Source organism: Bacillus cereus group sp. MYBK139-1 (genome assembly GCF_051916915.1).
GTDB classification, from domain to species: domain Bacteria; phylum Bacillota; class Bacilli; order Bacillales; family Bacillaceae_G; genus Bacillus_A; species Bacillus_A pacificus.
On record NZ_JBQAHO010000004.1, the window covers coordinates 413103 to 429162 of the forward strand.

Here is a 16060-nt window from a genome sequence, read left to right on the forward strand (position 1 = left end):
CGGTTGTTTTTTAATATTCAAAAGGTAGGTCCGAAGCTAATTGTACCTCTTGATCATTATGAGAAATTACTTGGCTTTTCTCTAAAGCTGTATCTGTTAATGAAATACCCCATGCCATTGCTAACGTTAATAAACTACCAATAAGTAATTTTTTCATATTCCATCACCCACATTTTTTCTTTTAATATATCATGAAAATTTATCCATGCCGTATGCAATTATGCATATCCATTTTTTAGGGTTATTCATTGATTGATTTTATTTACGATTGCCTCTTTATATGCATGCATTTCTAATATATCAAAAAAGAAACTTGCTTTCTTATATGTATCTTCAATCTCTGCCTCATCATACTCCAACTTTTCTAGACATTCACCTCTTTGATAGTACAGCTGCCCAATTAATGCCATACTATTAATTCGGCAAGATATTTCAATCGCCTTATTCACTTGATATAAGGCTTGTTCATATTGATTATCTAAGTATAATGCTTTTGCATGATTATATCTTACCTTCACGTCGAATTCTTCATTATCATGCAATGACTCTAATTGTTTCAATATACCTTCAAATAACTCAATACTCTTCTTAAAATAGCCATTTTCAGCATAAATATTTGCGATTGCATTTTCTATATAGAGGTTTTGGTATACATCTATTCCAGCTAATTGTTGGTTTAACAATTTTTTTAATTCTAAAATACAATATTCGTAATCAATTTTCTTCAATATGTAAGCTGCTACATGATATTGCCATTGAAGAAACTGCTGGAATTCGGGATGATATTCTTCCTTTTTCAGCTCATTCCATACTCTATTATAAATCTCTTTATACTTTTTTTGCTTACATAGCGTAATGACTTGATCTTTAAACTGCTTTTTCCTCTCAATATCTGAATAAATGAGTACCTCATAAAAATGAATAATGGGAACTTGTAACTTTGCTGCAATACCTTGCAATATATCCATACTTGGGTATACTGCGCCTGATTCAATTCGGCTCACTTCCGATTGATGACATATGTTCTCGGATAACTGTTTTTGTGTTAATCCCCGCATTACCCTAATTTTCTTAATTTCACTTCCTAATTTTTCTGCGTGCATACTTACTCACCATCCCATTATAACAATATAATTTGTTAAGTTGTCATACCACTACAATAATGTGAGTTCGACAATTTTTGACATGAAATAATGCATAATATATATAAAATTCGGCAAATTCTTCATACAATTCGTCTCACATACAATAATAGATTAGTGGTTTTATAGATAAATTATAGAAAATTCGCCCGTGCCTTCGTTACATTCGGTCTTCTTTTTCCTTTATTAGCAGTAGCAGAAGTTATTCACACCCAAGAATTAGACAAAAATGAAGTAAAATTTGAAATTACTTAGCCTAATTTAACGCTTAAAAAATTACACAACCTCAAAATGATACGAAAAAATATGCTGAAAAAGTATTTAAAAGGTGAGATAAATGAGGCGGAAGCTCAACAAAAGTGAATGACAACTGAAATGAATATAGATTCCCAACCTACAAATAAAGCAACAAAAGAAAATCAAACCGAAGCTCGCCTTGCACAAACATATAAAAACTATAAAGTATATGGCCAAGATCTCATTGTAAAAGTAGATAAAAATGGAGTAATCACAACTGTTAGTGGTAAAGTTGTCCAAAACTTAGATCAACAACCTAATCTTACTATAACAAATTTTTTGTCGAAAAATGAAGTAAAATCTAAATTACACGATATACTTCAAATCCTGAGCGATGCGACTGTGACGAAACTCTCTATTGAAATACTTGTTTATAAGAAAAAAGAAGCTTACCATTCATAGGTAAACTTCTTTTCATATCCATCCCTTTTCTTCCGCAATTGTAATTGCCTCAATTCTATTTTTCGCATCAAGCTTCGTTAATACTTCAGAAATATAATTACGTACTGTACCAGGTGAAAGATAAAGTGTCTTTGCAATTTCATTTGCTGTCTTTCCTTCTTTCGCAAGTAGCAATACTTCTTTTTCGCGATCTGATAACGGATTTTGCTCCTGCCATAAGCCGAACATTAAATCTTGAGAGATCTCTCGTTTACCTTTCATTACGTTGCGAATCGATGCAGCTAAATCCTCGCTTGGGCTATCTTTTAATAAATATCCGTGCACACCAGCTTTCATTGCTCGTTCAAAATATCCAGGGCGCGCAAATGTTGTTAAAATCATTACTTTACATGCCGATTTTTCTTTCTTCAACGTTTCTGCAACATCTAATCCGCTTTGAATTGGCATTTCAATATCCATAATGCTTACATCAGGTTTTAACGATTCGATTAGTTTTAGCGCCTCTTCTCCGTTCGCTGCTTGCCCAATTACTTCAATATCATCTTCTAGATCAAGCAGGGCTCCTAACGCACCACGAAGCATTCGCTGATCTTCTGCAATAATAATTCGAATCATGCCTTCACCTCATCTTTTCCTGTTCTAATAACAACTGGGACTTTTACTGTTAATAGTGTTCCTGGATTAATCGTACCCAGTTCAACAAATCCATCAATAAGAGCGATTCGCTCCTTCATACCACGAATACCATTCCCATCGTGATTTTGATCCGCTAAACCGATTCCGTTATCTTCTACTGTCAAAATTAATTCACCTTGTGATTCTAGTACAGAAACTATGCACCGCGTCGCCTTACTATGCTTTACAACATTCGTAACAGCCTCACGTAAACACATTCCTAAAATATTTTGTTCAATGGGTGATAGCGAACTTGCACTCGTTTCTTGTTTGATCTCTAATTCAACATTAGCAGCTTGTAAGATCGCTTTTATTTGCTCAAGCTCTTCTTCTACTGTAATCATACGCATATCAGAAATTAATTCCCTGAGCTGTTTTAATGCCGTGCGAGATGTTTGTGTAATTTCCTTTGCTTCCGCACTTGCACGCTCCGGATTTTTTACAATTAATTTCTCCACGAGCTGACTCTTTAAAGTAATGAGTGATAGCGTATGCCCGAGCGTATCATGAAGATCTCTTGCAATACGCTGCCTCTCTTCACGTTTTACTAAGTCTTTAATTTGCTCATTCGCTTCGTTTAATTGATTTCTTAACATCTTTTTTTGATTAAAATTACGCATTCCAAATGGTGTAAGAAGCATTAAAATAAACATCGGAACGATATTTACTAAACTTGTCGGTGTTAGTTGATTCATATTTACAAATACAAATGCTCCAAGCATTACAACTAACAAACATAGTAATATCCGAAATACTTTCTTACTTGGTGCAAATCCCATCGCACTTGCCGTGAAAAAGCCAAAGAATATCATGAAGGGATTATAAAATAAAGCAAATAAATAGATGAGCACCATCTGTATACATGCCCACAAAACAAACGTCTTCTGAACAAAATAAAGTTGACGGTATGTAATAATAAAAAGTATCAACATACCGCTCCCTAGCACAAGCTTCCATCCTGACACTTGCGCTAAATGGTAAATTGGAAATAACAAATACACAAGAAACATATACGGAAAGAACCCCATATGTTTCGGAAAAATCTCAATCCTCTTCTTCTCTGTCATTTATACCGCTTCCTGTCTTTTTCTTATATATATTGATACTACAACAAATATAAGGAAATAGCCTCCTAATACCGCGATATTTTCCCAACCAATTGATTTTCCAGCTACAATATCCCATGCGCCGCTTCCAAAATGATATGTTGGTGTCCATTCACTAATAGATCTTAATATTTTCGGGAATACTTCGATCGGCATCCATAGACCACCAAGAATTGCTAAACACATATTTAAAATATTCGCTAAGCCCGCAGCAGCATCCGCCTTCTTAATAGAACCTATTACTGTCCCTAACGCTAAAAATGGTGTGACACCTAACAACAACCATAATCCAGCACCAATCCATTGCCCTACTGTTAACTCAACATGATTAATTAATATTCCTGCGATAAAGATAACTAAGATTGAAAAAGCATTCACTACAGTTTGAGCGATAATCTTCGCTGTTATATACGCTCCCTCTGGAAGTGGTGTAATTTTTAAAAGATGTGTCCAACCCTGCCCTTTTTCTTGAGAAATTCTCACACCGAAACTAAAAAGTGCTGTCCCTACAATACTGAACGTTGCCATTGAGATTAAATAATGTGCTTTCCACGCATCTCCGTTTTGTGGCACTTGAACCACATTTGTGAAAATGTAATAAAACATAACTGGCATTAATAATGAGAAAAAGATAAACAATTTATTACGAAACGTACGTAAAATTTCTATTTTGCATTGCATCCATAAAGCTCTCATGCGATTTCCCCCTCCTGATTTGTGATAAACTGTTCAAATGCTTCATCAAGGCTTCCACGTTCAACAGAAACATCTGTTACAGGTAAGTTCTTTTCATAAATTGCTCTTAACGTTGCATCTGTATCTTCTGTTGCTAAAGTGAAGTGTCCTTCTTTTGATTGTACTTCTGTTACGTTTGGTAATTCTTTTAGTAATTTTGCAGGAATACTTTCCTTCGAATAAAACGTGATTGTTTTTCGTGAAATCGTTGCTTTCATCGCATCTGGTGTACCATCTGCGATAATCTTTCCATTCGCAAACAATAAAATACGATTTGCTAATGCGTCTGCTTCTTCTAAATAATGCGTCGTTAAAATAATCGTTTTCCCTTCACTTGCTAACTTTCGAATTGTTTCCCAAAATGTTCTTCGAGACGTAATATCCATTCCAACTGTCGGCTCATCTAAAAATAGCAAATCTGGATTTCCTGCAAATGCGAGTGCAAAATTTAACCTTCTCTTTTGACCACCTGATAATTTCTCGCATCTTTGTTTTCGTTCCGATTTTAAATTCGATAACTGTAGCAACGTTTCTTTCGCTACCGGGTTCGTATAATAGCTACGGAATAACTCAATTGCCTCTTCCACCGTAATGCTATCAATGACACTTACTTCTTGTAGCATCGCGCCGATTCTATTACGAACATCTCTATGCTTTGGACTCTTTCCAAATGTAGAAATCGTTCCTTCCGTCGGATCCTTTAATCCAAGCATTATCGACATCGTCGTCGTTTTCCCTGCACCATTCGGTCCAAGCAATGCTACGATTTCTCCTTTATTCACATGAAATGAAACGTTATTTACTGCTTTTTTATGTTTAAATGTTTTAGAAACACTATTTACTTCAATAATCTTTTCCATCTCTCCACCTCCGCTGTTTCTTATATTTACATTGTATTACTTGGAAAACTTAGGAAACAGTATGATGCGTCATGACATCGATATGACAATTGTCATGTATTCTTTATGAGAGGAATCAATCCGCCATACTGCAAGCGAGTAGCAGGACGAAAATAAACATGATACAATCGGGTAAGATATATATTCGAGGAAGGACAGTGGTTTTCATGATTATTCGTAATGAACAAGATTTAGAAGGCTTACGAAAAATCGGTCGCATCGTTGCGCTTGCACGTGAAGAAATGAAAAAAGAAGCGAAGCCAGGTATGACAACGAAAGAGCTTGATTTGATCGGTAAAAAAGTATTAGATGAGCATGGTGCTATTTCTGCACCTGAAAAAGAATATGATTTCCCTGGCGTAACTTGCATCAGTGTAAACGAAGAAGTTGCTCACGGTATTCCAGGTGATCGTGTATTAAAAGAAGGCGACCTTGTAAATGTCGACGTATCTGCAGCACTTGATGGTTATTATGCAGATACAGGTATTTCATTTGTACTTGGAGAAGATGAAGCAAAAGAAAAGCTTTGCCAAGCAGCTGTTGATGCCTTTTGGGCAGCAATGAAAAAGGTGAAAGCTGGTTCAAAACAAAACCAAATTGGTCGTGCCGTTTCAAACTTTGCACATAAAAATGGATACAATGTTATTCAAAACTTAACTGGTCACGGTATTGGTCTTAGCTTACATGAAGCACCAAACCACATTTTAAGCTATTTTGATCCAATGGATAATGCGCTTCTAAAAGACGGTCTTGTTATCGCTGTAGAGCCATTCATTTCTATGAAAGCTGATCATATTATCGAACGTGGCGATGATGGTTGGACATTCGTTACACCTGATAAAAGCCTTGTTGCACAATGTGAACATACAGTTGTCGTAACACGCGGCGAACCGATTATTTTAACAGAAATATAAAATTAAAAATGACCGTTTTTTAGAATTTCTCTATTAAAACGGTCATTTTTAATTTTTGGAAAATATTTGTTAAACCGCTGTTGAACTCTTTATCATTTAAGTATATAATCTTTAGCGAAGGTTATTCATAATCATCTTCAAGAGAAGATAACGCTATTATCAAAAGGGATACCTTCTTTTTTATTATGTAAAGCAGCTTCAAAAATGACCGCAGTAATGATTTAGTCGAATATTATAAATACCTTATATTCTACTAAATCCAAAAAGGAACTGTATCATCTTAACTTCGGTCCACAAATTGTACAGCTCTCTAGGCAAAAAGTTAATTTTCATAAATGTAATAAATGAACTTCCTAAGATACAATTATTTCAAATTCATATTACATAAATGAATATTTTCAAAGTACATATTGTCTTCACCCTAACCAAAATCAACCTTATTCAGATTTTTTCCACACAACTTTAAAGCAAAAACAAACTTTCAACTTGGGATACATTACTTTGGTTAGCATGTATCGTAAAACTTACCTTTATAACTATTCAGTTCGTAACACATTCACAAGAAAATACTCTTGTATATAAAGGTCTGATATCGTTCCTTTTATCAGCATACTTTCGACATTTTTTGTCGAATTATGTCTAGTCCAGATTTTTACGTTACTTTATATATGCCTTTGATTAAACCTCTATTCTGCCAGAGAACGTACATAGAAACGGAGGGATATTAGCAACAAATACTTTATAACAATTAACTTTTTTTATATTCCATTTGTTCATGTGGAATATATTCCTCAGTGAACAAATGAATGTTCAAAGGAGGCAAAATGAAAAAACTTTTCAATATATGTTTAATTGTATTTGTACTATTTTCACAGTTTATTAGTTTCCCGTACAATCAAGCAAAAGCTGAGACTTTAAAGGAAACTTCATTATTTGACAATGTTGAGATGAAAGATGCAACAGATCATATTATTGACGAAGCAAAAAATCCTAACAACTTAATAAAGATAGGATCAACCATTCAAGTAGAATATGCTTGGTCAATAAAGGATCAACAAGTTGTACATGCAAACGATATAGCAGTAATTCAAATACCACTTGCATTAAAAGTATCTAAAGATTTGCAAGGAGATTTAGTAACAGATCAAAAAAATATTGGTCAATATTTTATAACAGCTAAAGATAATAAATTAAAACTAATATTTAATGATCAAGTAGAAAATTCGAAAGATACTAAGGGAAAAATTAAAATTGATACTGTGTTTAACCCAACTTTAAAAACTGAAGAGAAATCAGTTCAAATCGCTTTTCCTTTAGGCACACTGGTTCAGCCTATAACAGTTCCTATTCAAGTAGAAGATTCTAAAGAAGATGGCACCAAACAGGATACTAATAAACAAGTGCCAGATCCAGTAGCTAAACCTGCTACTGATAATCCGGAGCAAGATTCAGCAACTAAACCTGTTACTGATAATCCGGAACAAAACTCAGCAACTAAACCTGTTACTGACAATCCGGAACAAAATCCAGCAACTAAACCTGCTACTGACAATCCGGAACAAAATCCAGCAACTAAACCTGCTACTGACAATCCGGAACAAAATCCAGCAACTAAACCTGCTGCTGATAACCAAGAACAAAATCTAGCAAGCGATCCTGCTGAGAGTACAAATTCAGGTCCAAAGCAAATAACAACAAACATTTTAACGGGTGTAAAATTGACGGATAAAGACGGAAAACCATTTACAGAGGATAACCGTCCAAGTACAGATTCCCCTGCCAATATTGAGTTTACATGGGAACTTTTAAAATCGATGAATGTTAAAAGTGGAGATTACTATATTTTTGATCTTCCTAAACACTTTAAGATTTACAATACAATTAACAGTCCTTTATACGATAGTGAAAACAATCCAATTGGTAACTTTATTGTTACAAAAGATGGAAAAGTCACGATGACATTTAACGATTATGTTGAAGAACATCCAGATGTTGTTGGTAACCTACAATTAAAGACAGAATTTAATAAAGCTGAAATTAAAGGTACAACAACACAAGAAATTCCTTTCCCAATTAAAGATAACGATGTTTCTATTACAGTTGACTTTAAGCCTAATGTACAAACAGCCACGAACAAAAAGGGGTTACCTGATAGACCAATTAATACAAATGAAATTAATTGGACAGTAGAGATGAATAAAACGAAAGATACCCTTAAAAACGCCGTTTTTAAAGATAACATCCCACAAGGTACAAGCTTAAATAAAGATTCTATTAAAGTTTATTATTTAGAAGTCGATGTTAACGGGAACGCAACACGTGGTAAAGAAGCCGATCCAGAAGATTACAAAATTATTTCATCAGATGGTTCAAAATTGGAGATTGCTTTTAAGGAGAATATCAGTAAAGCATACCAAATCGAATATGCCACAAAAATTACTGATGAAAATGTAAAAGACTTCCGAAATAACGTTACGATAACGAGTGATAATCAAAAACAACAAAACGCAAGCTCTACTGTAACGGTTTCTCGTGGTACACATTTAAACAAAACAAGTAAATATGATCCAAAGACGCAAACGATTGAATGGACAATTACTTACAACGGTGATCAAAAAAATATCAAAAAAACTGATGCACTTTTAAAAGATATTTTTGACGATACACATGAACTAGATGCAAATTCTATCGTTGTGAAAAACGCTTCCTACGATGATAATGGAAGGCTTGTAACAGGAGATACTGTTAATAATTACACTGTAAGTAACAAGAAGAATGGATTCGACTTACAGTTTAATGAGGATATTAATAGTGCTTATGTAATTTCCTATAAAACAAAGCCAACTGGTAATGTCATAAAAGATGGAAAAGTAAAAAATACAGTTACAGCTGATAATGGTTCAAGTAAAGAAAATGAAGTTGGCTTCAAGCAGCAAAATATTATTAAATCTAATAATAAAGCTGAAACAAACTATAAAGACAAAACAACAACCTGGACAATTACGGTAAATAATAACAACTATCCATTAAACAACGCGATCATTACGGATACCTTTGACCATGGTGGATTACAATTAAAAGATAAAAAACTAGAAATTAAAGACGGAGATTATACCCTTCAAGCTGGGACTGATTATATTTTAGATGTAACAGATAAAGGTTTCAAAATTACCCTTATAGGTACATATCAGTCTAATATGACAAAGACATTAATCGTAAAATATACGACAGACTTTGACTATACAAAATTAGAAAGTGGTAAAACTTCATTTAAAAATACAGGTAACCTATCTTGGATAGATGCAGGGTCCAATCCACAATCAAATAAAGTTGAAGCGGACTTTGATCCTGATACTTTCACAAAGGCGAATGGATATAAATACGGTTCTTATAACGCCCAAACGAAAGAAATCACTTGGATAATAGGTTTTAATTATAATAATGTTGAGATTAAAGATCCATATATTATAGACGTAATACAAGATAAACAAAAGTTAGTACCAGGATCCATTGAAGTGCGCGATATGATTTTAAATGGAAGTCCTAATAATGCACAACCTGGTAATGCTGTACCAACTGAGAAATATGAACTTGAAGAACCTACAGAGAAAAATAAAAACACCCTAAAGGTTCATTTCAAACAATCAATTAATTCACCTTACTATATTATCTTTAAAACAAGCCTCGATGGTGAACTTATCCAAGGCACCTACAAAAACGAGGCAGAGTTGAAAGATGGCTCTAAAATTGTAAACACTCTTAAAGGTGATGCTCAAGTAAATAAAGGTGGCAGCTTCGTTACTAAAAAAGCTGTGCAAGATGACAACTATATTAATTGGAGTATTGCAATTAATGAAAGCCAATCGACCATTGCAGACGCAGTTGTAACAGACGATCCAACAGACAATCAAGTACTTGTGGAAGATTCATTCCACTTATATCCTACAACTGTCGATTACTATGGAAATGTAACAAAAGATACAGCAAATGAATTAAAACAAGGAACAGACTATAAACTCAAAATAACAACAGACAATAATACCGGAAAGCAACATTTTGAAATTGCTTTCTTGAAGAAAATTGATCGAGCTTATATTTTAGAATATCGTTCATTTATTAATGCAGACGATAAAGAAAAAGTAAGTAATAAAGCAAAAATCACAGGCAATAAGTTAACAGTAACAAATACAGAAACTACCGAAACGATTGAAGTACGAATGTCTTCCGGTTCCGGCGGAGGATCTGCTACTAAAGGTCGTGGAAACCTTGAGATTATAAAGGTAGATAACGACAATAAGAACACTCCATTAGCTGGAGCAGAATTTACTTTATACGATCGTACAGGTAAAACTGTTATCCGTAAAATTACAACAGACAAAGATGGTATCGCTAAATTTAATAACTTAAAACGCGATAAATATTTATTAAAAGAAACAAAGGCTCCTGAAGGCTATGTAATTAGCTGGGATTTAAAACAAGGGAAAATTGTTGAACTTGGTACACAAGAGACTACAACATATAAACTTGTAAATAAGAAGTTTGTCGGGAAAGTAGTTTTAACAAAGTCTGATGACCTGAACAAAAACGTAACACTACAAGGTGCCGTTTTCACACTACTTGATAAAGACAAAAAAATAATTTCAGAACACGAAAAATTAACAACAAATGATAAAGGACAAATTACTGTAGATCATTTAAAACCAGGAACTTACTACTTACAAGAAACAAAGGCTCCTGAGCATTATAAATTAGATGATCGACTGATTGAGGTTAAAATCACGGAAGATCAAACAACAGTAATAAACCGCACTGCAACAAACAGCTTGATTCCAGGTTCGGCCATTTTAACAAAAGTCGATAAAGATGGAAAAACTTTATCAGGTGCGGAGTTCAGTGTACGAGATCGACATAACAATGTAATTCGTGGATATGAAAAATTAACGACAAATGATCAAGGACAAATCGAAGCAAAAGATTTACGCCCTGGAGACTATCAATTTGTCGAAGAAAAAGCACCGAAAGATTACGACATAGATAAAAAACCAATTGAGTTTACAATTGTAAAAAGTCAAAAGAAAGCAGTTACTGTTACAGCAACGAATCATCTCATTAAAGGTGGCGTTACTTTAACTAAAGTTGATGACATCGATGGTACAGCTCTTAAAGACGCGGTCTTTAAAATTGTTGATGTTAATGACGAAAAGAAAGTTATTCGCGAAAACGTAACAACTGGTGCGGATGGTAAAGTAACTGTTAAAGACTTAGAGCCTGGCACATATAAATTTATTGAAACGAAAGCTCCACAGGATTATACGTTAAACACAGATCCTATTACGTTTACAATTGACAAAAGCCAACAATCTTTAGCTACCGTTACGGCAACAAACAGTTTAAAAACAGGCGAAGTGGAATTATTGAAACTTGATGAATTCGGTGATAAAAAACCTCTAAAAGGTGCCGTATTTAAAATTGTTGATGTAAATAATAATGATGTTCGTACTGACCTAACTACAGCTGCTGATGGAAAAACAAAAGCTGATAAGTTACGTCCTGGTACGTATAAATTTATTGAAACAGCTGCTCCTGAACATTACGTTTTACGAGCAGAACCTATTGAATTTACAATCGACAGAAATCAAAAAGAAACGCTACTTGTGAAAGCTGAAAATGCTTTAAAACCAGGAGATGTTGAATTAACGAAGGTTGATGATATCGATGGCACAGCTCTTGAAGGTGCAGTATTTAAAATTGTTGATGCTAATGATGAAAAGAAAGTCATTCGCGAAAATATAAAAACTGGTGCAGATGGTAAAGCTGTCGCTACCGGCTTACGCCCTGGCGATTATAAATTTATCGAAGTAACAGCACCGAAGTATTACGATAAAAATACAAATCCGATTAAATTTACGATCACAGAAAGTCAAACGACGTCGGCTACTGTTACTGCTAAAAACAGCTTAACAAAAGGCGGTATTGAATTAACAAAAGTGAATGCTGCAGATGAAAAGGAAACACTTGAAGGTGCTGTATTTAAAATTGTTAATAGAGATACGAATGAAGATGTTCGTGCGGAACTTGTTACGAATAGTGAAGGAAAGTTAGTTGTAGACGACTTACGTCCTGGTAACTATAAACTTATCGAAACAAAGGCCCCAACTTATTATGATGTAAATGTAGAACCAATTGAATTTACAATCGAAAAAGGACAACAAAAACTTCTTCCACTTACATTTAAAAATAGTTTAACGAAAGGAAAAGTTAAACTTATTAAAGAAGATGATGTGGAAAGTAGTATCGCTCTTGCCGGCGCAGTGTTCACATTACAAGACGCAACTGGCAAAGAAATTGCGAAAGATTTAAAAACAAATGATTACGGAGTACTAGTTATTCCTGATTTAGCACCAGGAGATTATCAGTTTATTGAAACATCAGCTCCTGAACATTATAAATTAGATCAAACACCTATTAAGTTCACAATTAAAAAAGGTAGCAAGGATGATCTTCCAATCCCTGTCACTGTAACAAATAGTTTACTTACAGGTGGCGTTACTTTAACAAAAGTTGATGACGTTGATGGCGTTACTCTTGAAGGCGCAGAATTTATCATTGTTGATGCTCATGATACGAAAAAGGTAGTTCGTAAAGGATTAACTACCGATGAACACGGTAAAGTTTCTGCTTCTGATTTACGTCCAGGTGACTATCAATTTATTGAAGTAAAAGCTCCAAAAGACTATGACTTAAGAAAAGATCCTATTCCGTTCACTATCGGAAAAAGTCAAAAAGAAAATATTAGCGTTACCGCAACTAACAGCTTAACGAAGGGTGGCGTCATTTTAACCAAAATCGATGACATCGATCGTACAATGCTGAAAGGTGCAATCTTTAAAATTGTTGATATGAATGGTAACGAAGTTCGCACAAACCTTGTTACAGATGACAATGGTGAAATTTCTGTTTCTAATTTACGTCCGGGTGACTATCAGTTTATTGAAACAGCTGCTCCTGAACATTATGTGTTAGATGAGAAACCGATTCCATTTACAATTGAAAGAAGTCAAACAGAGAAAATTACTGTTACAGGTAAAAATACGTTGAAAAAAGGTAGCGTTGAATTAACAAAAATTGACGATATTGATACTGATACGAAGCTCGCTAATGCTGTATTTAATTTATTAGATGCAGACGGAGAGATAGCTGAAGAAGGCTTAAAAACAAATGATGAGGGAAAAATCGTTGTTGAAAACCTACGTCCTGGCACGTATCAATTCGTTGAGACAATAGCTCCTGAACATTACGATTTAAATAAAAAACCGATCAAATTTACAATTAAGAAAAGCCAAACTGAAACTCTTCATATTACGGCTAAAAACGCTCTAACAAAAGGTGGCGTTGAACTTTCTAAAGTAGATGACATCGATGATACTAAACTTGAAGGCGCAGTATTTAACATTGTTGATATGAACGGTACTGTAATTCATAAAGATCTTGTTACAAATAGTAAAGGAAAAATCGAAATCAATGACCTACGTCCGGGTGATTATCAATTCATCGAAACGAAAGCTCCTAAGCATTACGTTTTAGATGAAACGCCAATCCATTTCACTATTGAAAAAGGACAGAAGAAAGCTATTTCTTTAACTGCTAAAAATAGCTTACAACAAGGTAGTATTGAACTACTTAAAGTAGATGATCTAAACGATCAAATGAAACTTTCTGATGCGGTATTTAATTTACTAGACCAAAACGGAAAAGTGCTTAAAACAGATTTAAAAACAAATAATGAAGGAAAGATCGTTGTTGAAAATTTACGTCCTGGTACGTATCAATTTGTCGAAACAACGGCTCCACAGCATTATGATTTAGACAAAAAACCAATTGTAATTACAGTTGAAAAAAGCCAAAAAGATATTGCTACTGTTACTATGAAAAATAGTTTAACAAAAGGTGGAGTTGAACTTTCTAAAGTAGATGACGTCGATGGTACTACTCTTGAAGGCGCAGTATTTAACATTGTTGATATGAACGGTACTGTAATTCATAAAGACCTTGTTACAAATAGTAAAGGAAAAATTGAAATTAACGACCTACGTCCAGGTGATTATCAATTCGTCGAGACAAAGGCTCCAAAACATTACGATTTAAATAAAGAACCAATTCCTTTCACTATCGAAAAAGGACAAGCTGAACCGATTTCTGTTACTGCTAAAAATAGTTTAACAAAAGGTGCGGTAGAACTTTCTAAAATGGATGATATCGACGGTACAGCTCTTGAAGGTGCGGTATTTAAAATTGTTGATATGAACGGCAATGACGTTCGCACTGGCATTACGACAGATGCGAAAGGGAAAGTTTCTATTTCTGATTTACATCCTGGAGACTATCAATTTATTGAAACAACAGCTCCTAAGCACTATAAACTAGATGCTACACCAATTAAATTTACAATTGAGAAAAGCCAAGCAGAGAAGTTACAAGTCACTGCTAAGAACAGCTTAATTGAAGGTGCGGTAGAGTTAATTAAAGTGGACGATATAAATCAAGATACAAAACTTTCTGATGCAGTATTTAACATTATTGATGCGAAAGGTAAAATTGTTCGCACAAATTTAACTACTGATAAAGACGGGAAAGTTTCTGCTTCTAATTTAAGACCAGGAGATTATCAATTCGTGGAAACGAAAGCTCCGAAAGATTATGATTTAAATAAAACACCTATTCCTTTCACTATCGAGAAAAGCCAAACAACTCACGTTTCTGTTACTGCTAAAAATGGCTTAACTAAGGGTGGCGTTGAATTAACGAAAGTTGACTCTTTAGATGCGAAAGAAACGCTAGAAGGTGCGGTATTTAAAATTACTGATATGAACGGTAATGATATTCGTACGAATTTAGTTACCAATAAAGACGGAAAAATCATCGCTAAAGACTTACAACCTGGAGACTATCAATTTATTGAAACGAAAGCTCCAAAATATTATGACTTAAATGAAGATCCGATTAAGTTCACAATTGAAAGAAGTCAAACAAAACATGTTTTCGTTACAGCTACTAACAGCTTAACGAAAGGTAGTGTGGAGTTAATTAAAGTGGATGATGTTGAAGAAAACACAACACTCGAGGGTGCGGTATTTAAAATTGTTAATAAGGATGGACACGACGTCCGTACGGATTTAACTACTGATAAAAACGGCCGTTTAGTTGTGGATGAATTACCACCAGGAGACTATGAGTTTATCGAAACAAAAGCTCCTACTCATTATGACTTAAACGAAACACCTATTAAGTTCACAGTTAAAAAAGGGCAAGAAAAAATTGCTTCTGTTACTGCTAAGAATAGCTTAACGAAGGGTGCTGTGGAATTAAAGAAAGTTGATGACGTCGACGGTTCTGCTCTTAAAGGCGCAGTATTTAAAATCGTTGATATGAACGGCAATCACGTTCGTTCTAATTTAACTACTAATAAAGACGGAAAAATTTCTGTTTCTGATTTACGTCCGGGTGACTATCAGTTTATTGAAACGAAGGCTCCTACTCATTACGACTTAAATCAAAACCCTATCAAGTTTACCGTTGAAAAGAGTCAAACCGCTACTGCTTCTGTTACTGCTAAGAATAGCTTAACAAAGGGCGCTGTGGAATTAACGAAAGTCGACGATATCGACGGGGCTACTCTTGAAGGCGCAGTATTTAAAATCGTTGATATGAACGGCAATGATGTTCGTTCTAATTTAACTACTAATAAAGACGGAAAAATTTCTGTTTCTGATTTACGTCCAGGTGACTATCAGTTTATTGAAACGAAGGCTCCTACTCATTACGACTTAAATCAAAACCCTATCAAGTTTACCGTTGAAAAGAGTCAAACCGCTACTGCTTCTGTTACTGCT

Annotated in this window: 9 protein-coding genes; 3 read left to right on the forward strand and 6 right to left on the reverse strand. The window is 34.4% G+C overall.

Features of this window, described 5'->3' with window-relative positions; all coding sequences use genetic code 11:
* Positions 1 to 10 precede the first annotated feature (10 nt).
* Together papR and plcR are read right to left on the reverse strand one after the other, a co-directional pair.
* Positions 11 to 157, reverse strand: a complete 147-nt coding sequence (gene papR, locus ACTFRS_RS22660; RefSeq protein ID WP_000734741.1) for a quorum-sensing peptide PapR — start codon at positions 155 to 157, stop codon at positions 11 to 13.
* 88 nt (positions 158 to 245) lie between these two features.
* Positions 246 to 1103: a transcriptional regulator PlcR gene (plcR, locus tag ACTFRS_RS22665; RefSeq protein ID WP_139868513.1), complete on the reverse strand. Its 858-nt coding sequence runs from the start codon at positions 1101 to 1103 to the stop codon at positions 246 to 248.
* 414 nt (positions 1104 to 1517) lie between these two features.
* On the opposite strand from plcR, the gene ACTFRS_RS22670 reads away from it, so the two are divergent.
* Positions 1518 to 1841: a bacillolysin gene (locus ACTFRS_RS22670; protein ID WP_113711314.1), complete on the forward strand. Its 324-nt coding sequence runs from the start codon at positions 1518 to 1520 to the stop codon at positions 1839 to 1841.
* A 12-nt stretch (positions 1842 to 1853) separates the two neighbouring features.
* Here ACTFRS_RS22670 and ACTFRS_RS22675 read toward each other — a convergent pair whose 3' ends face one another.
* Genes ACTFRS_RS22675 through ACTFRS_RS22690 form a run of 4 tightly spaced genes read right to left on the reverse strand, consistent with a single transcriptional unit; the run spans position 1854 to position 5217 of the window.
* On the reverse strand, positions 1854 to 2456 hold the full coding sequence (locus ACTFRS_RS22675; protein ID WP_000619255.1) for a response regulator transcription factor: 603 nt from the start codon (positions 2454 to 2456) through the stop codon (positions 1854 to 1856).
* Positions 2453 to 3583, reverse strand: a complete 1131-nt coding sequence (locus ACTFRS_RS22680) for a sensor histidine kinase (protein ID WP_139868515.1) — start codon at positions 3581 to 3583, stop codon at positions 2453 to 2455. Before ACTFRS_RS22680 ends, ACTFRS_RS22675 begins: the two co-directional genes overlap by 4 nt.
* The gene (locus tag ACTFRS_RS22685) at positions 3584 to 4318 is read right to left on the reverse strand and encodes an ABC transporter permease (protein WP_001202426.1); all 735 of its coding nucleotides are present in this window, start codon (positions 4316 to 4318) and stop codon (positions 3584 to 3586) included.
* A complete protein-coding gene (locus ACTFRS_RS22690) occupies positions 4315 to 5217 on the reverse strand; it encodes an ABC transporter ATP-binding protein (protein WP_139868517.1) in 903 nt (300 codons plus the stop codon). The genes ACTFRS_RS22685 and ACTFRS_RS22690 overlap by 4 nt, the downstream gene beginning before the upstream one ends.
* A 158-nt stretch (positions 5218 to 5375) precedes the next feature.
* On the opposite strand from ACTFRS_RS22690, the gene map reads away from it, so the two are divergent.
* A complete protein-coding gene (gene map / locus ACTFRS_RS22695) occupies positions 5376 to 6170 on the forward strand; it encodes a type I methionyl aminopeptidase (RefSeq protein WP_002096176.1) in 795 nt (264 codons plus the stop codon).
* Positions 6171 to 6994: 824 nt separating this feature from the next.
* Positions 6995 to 16060 (forward strand): SpaA isopeptide-forming pilin-related protein (locus ACTFRS_RS22700; RefSeq protein ID WP_440024961.1); only part of this gene is annotated, 9066 nt, incomplete at its 3' end.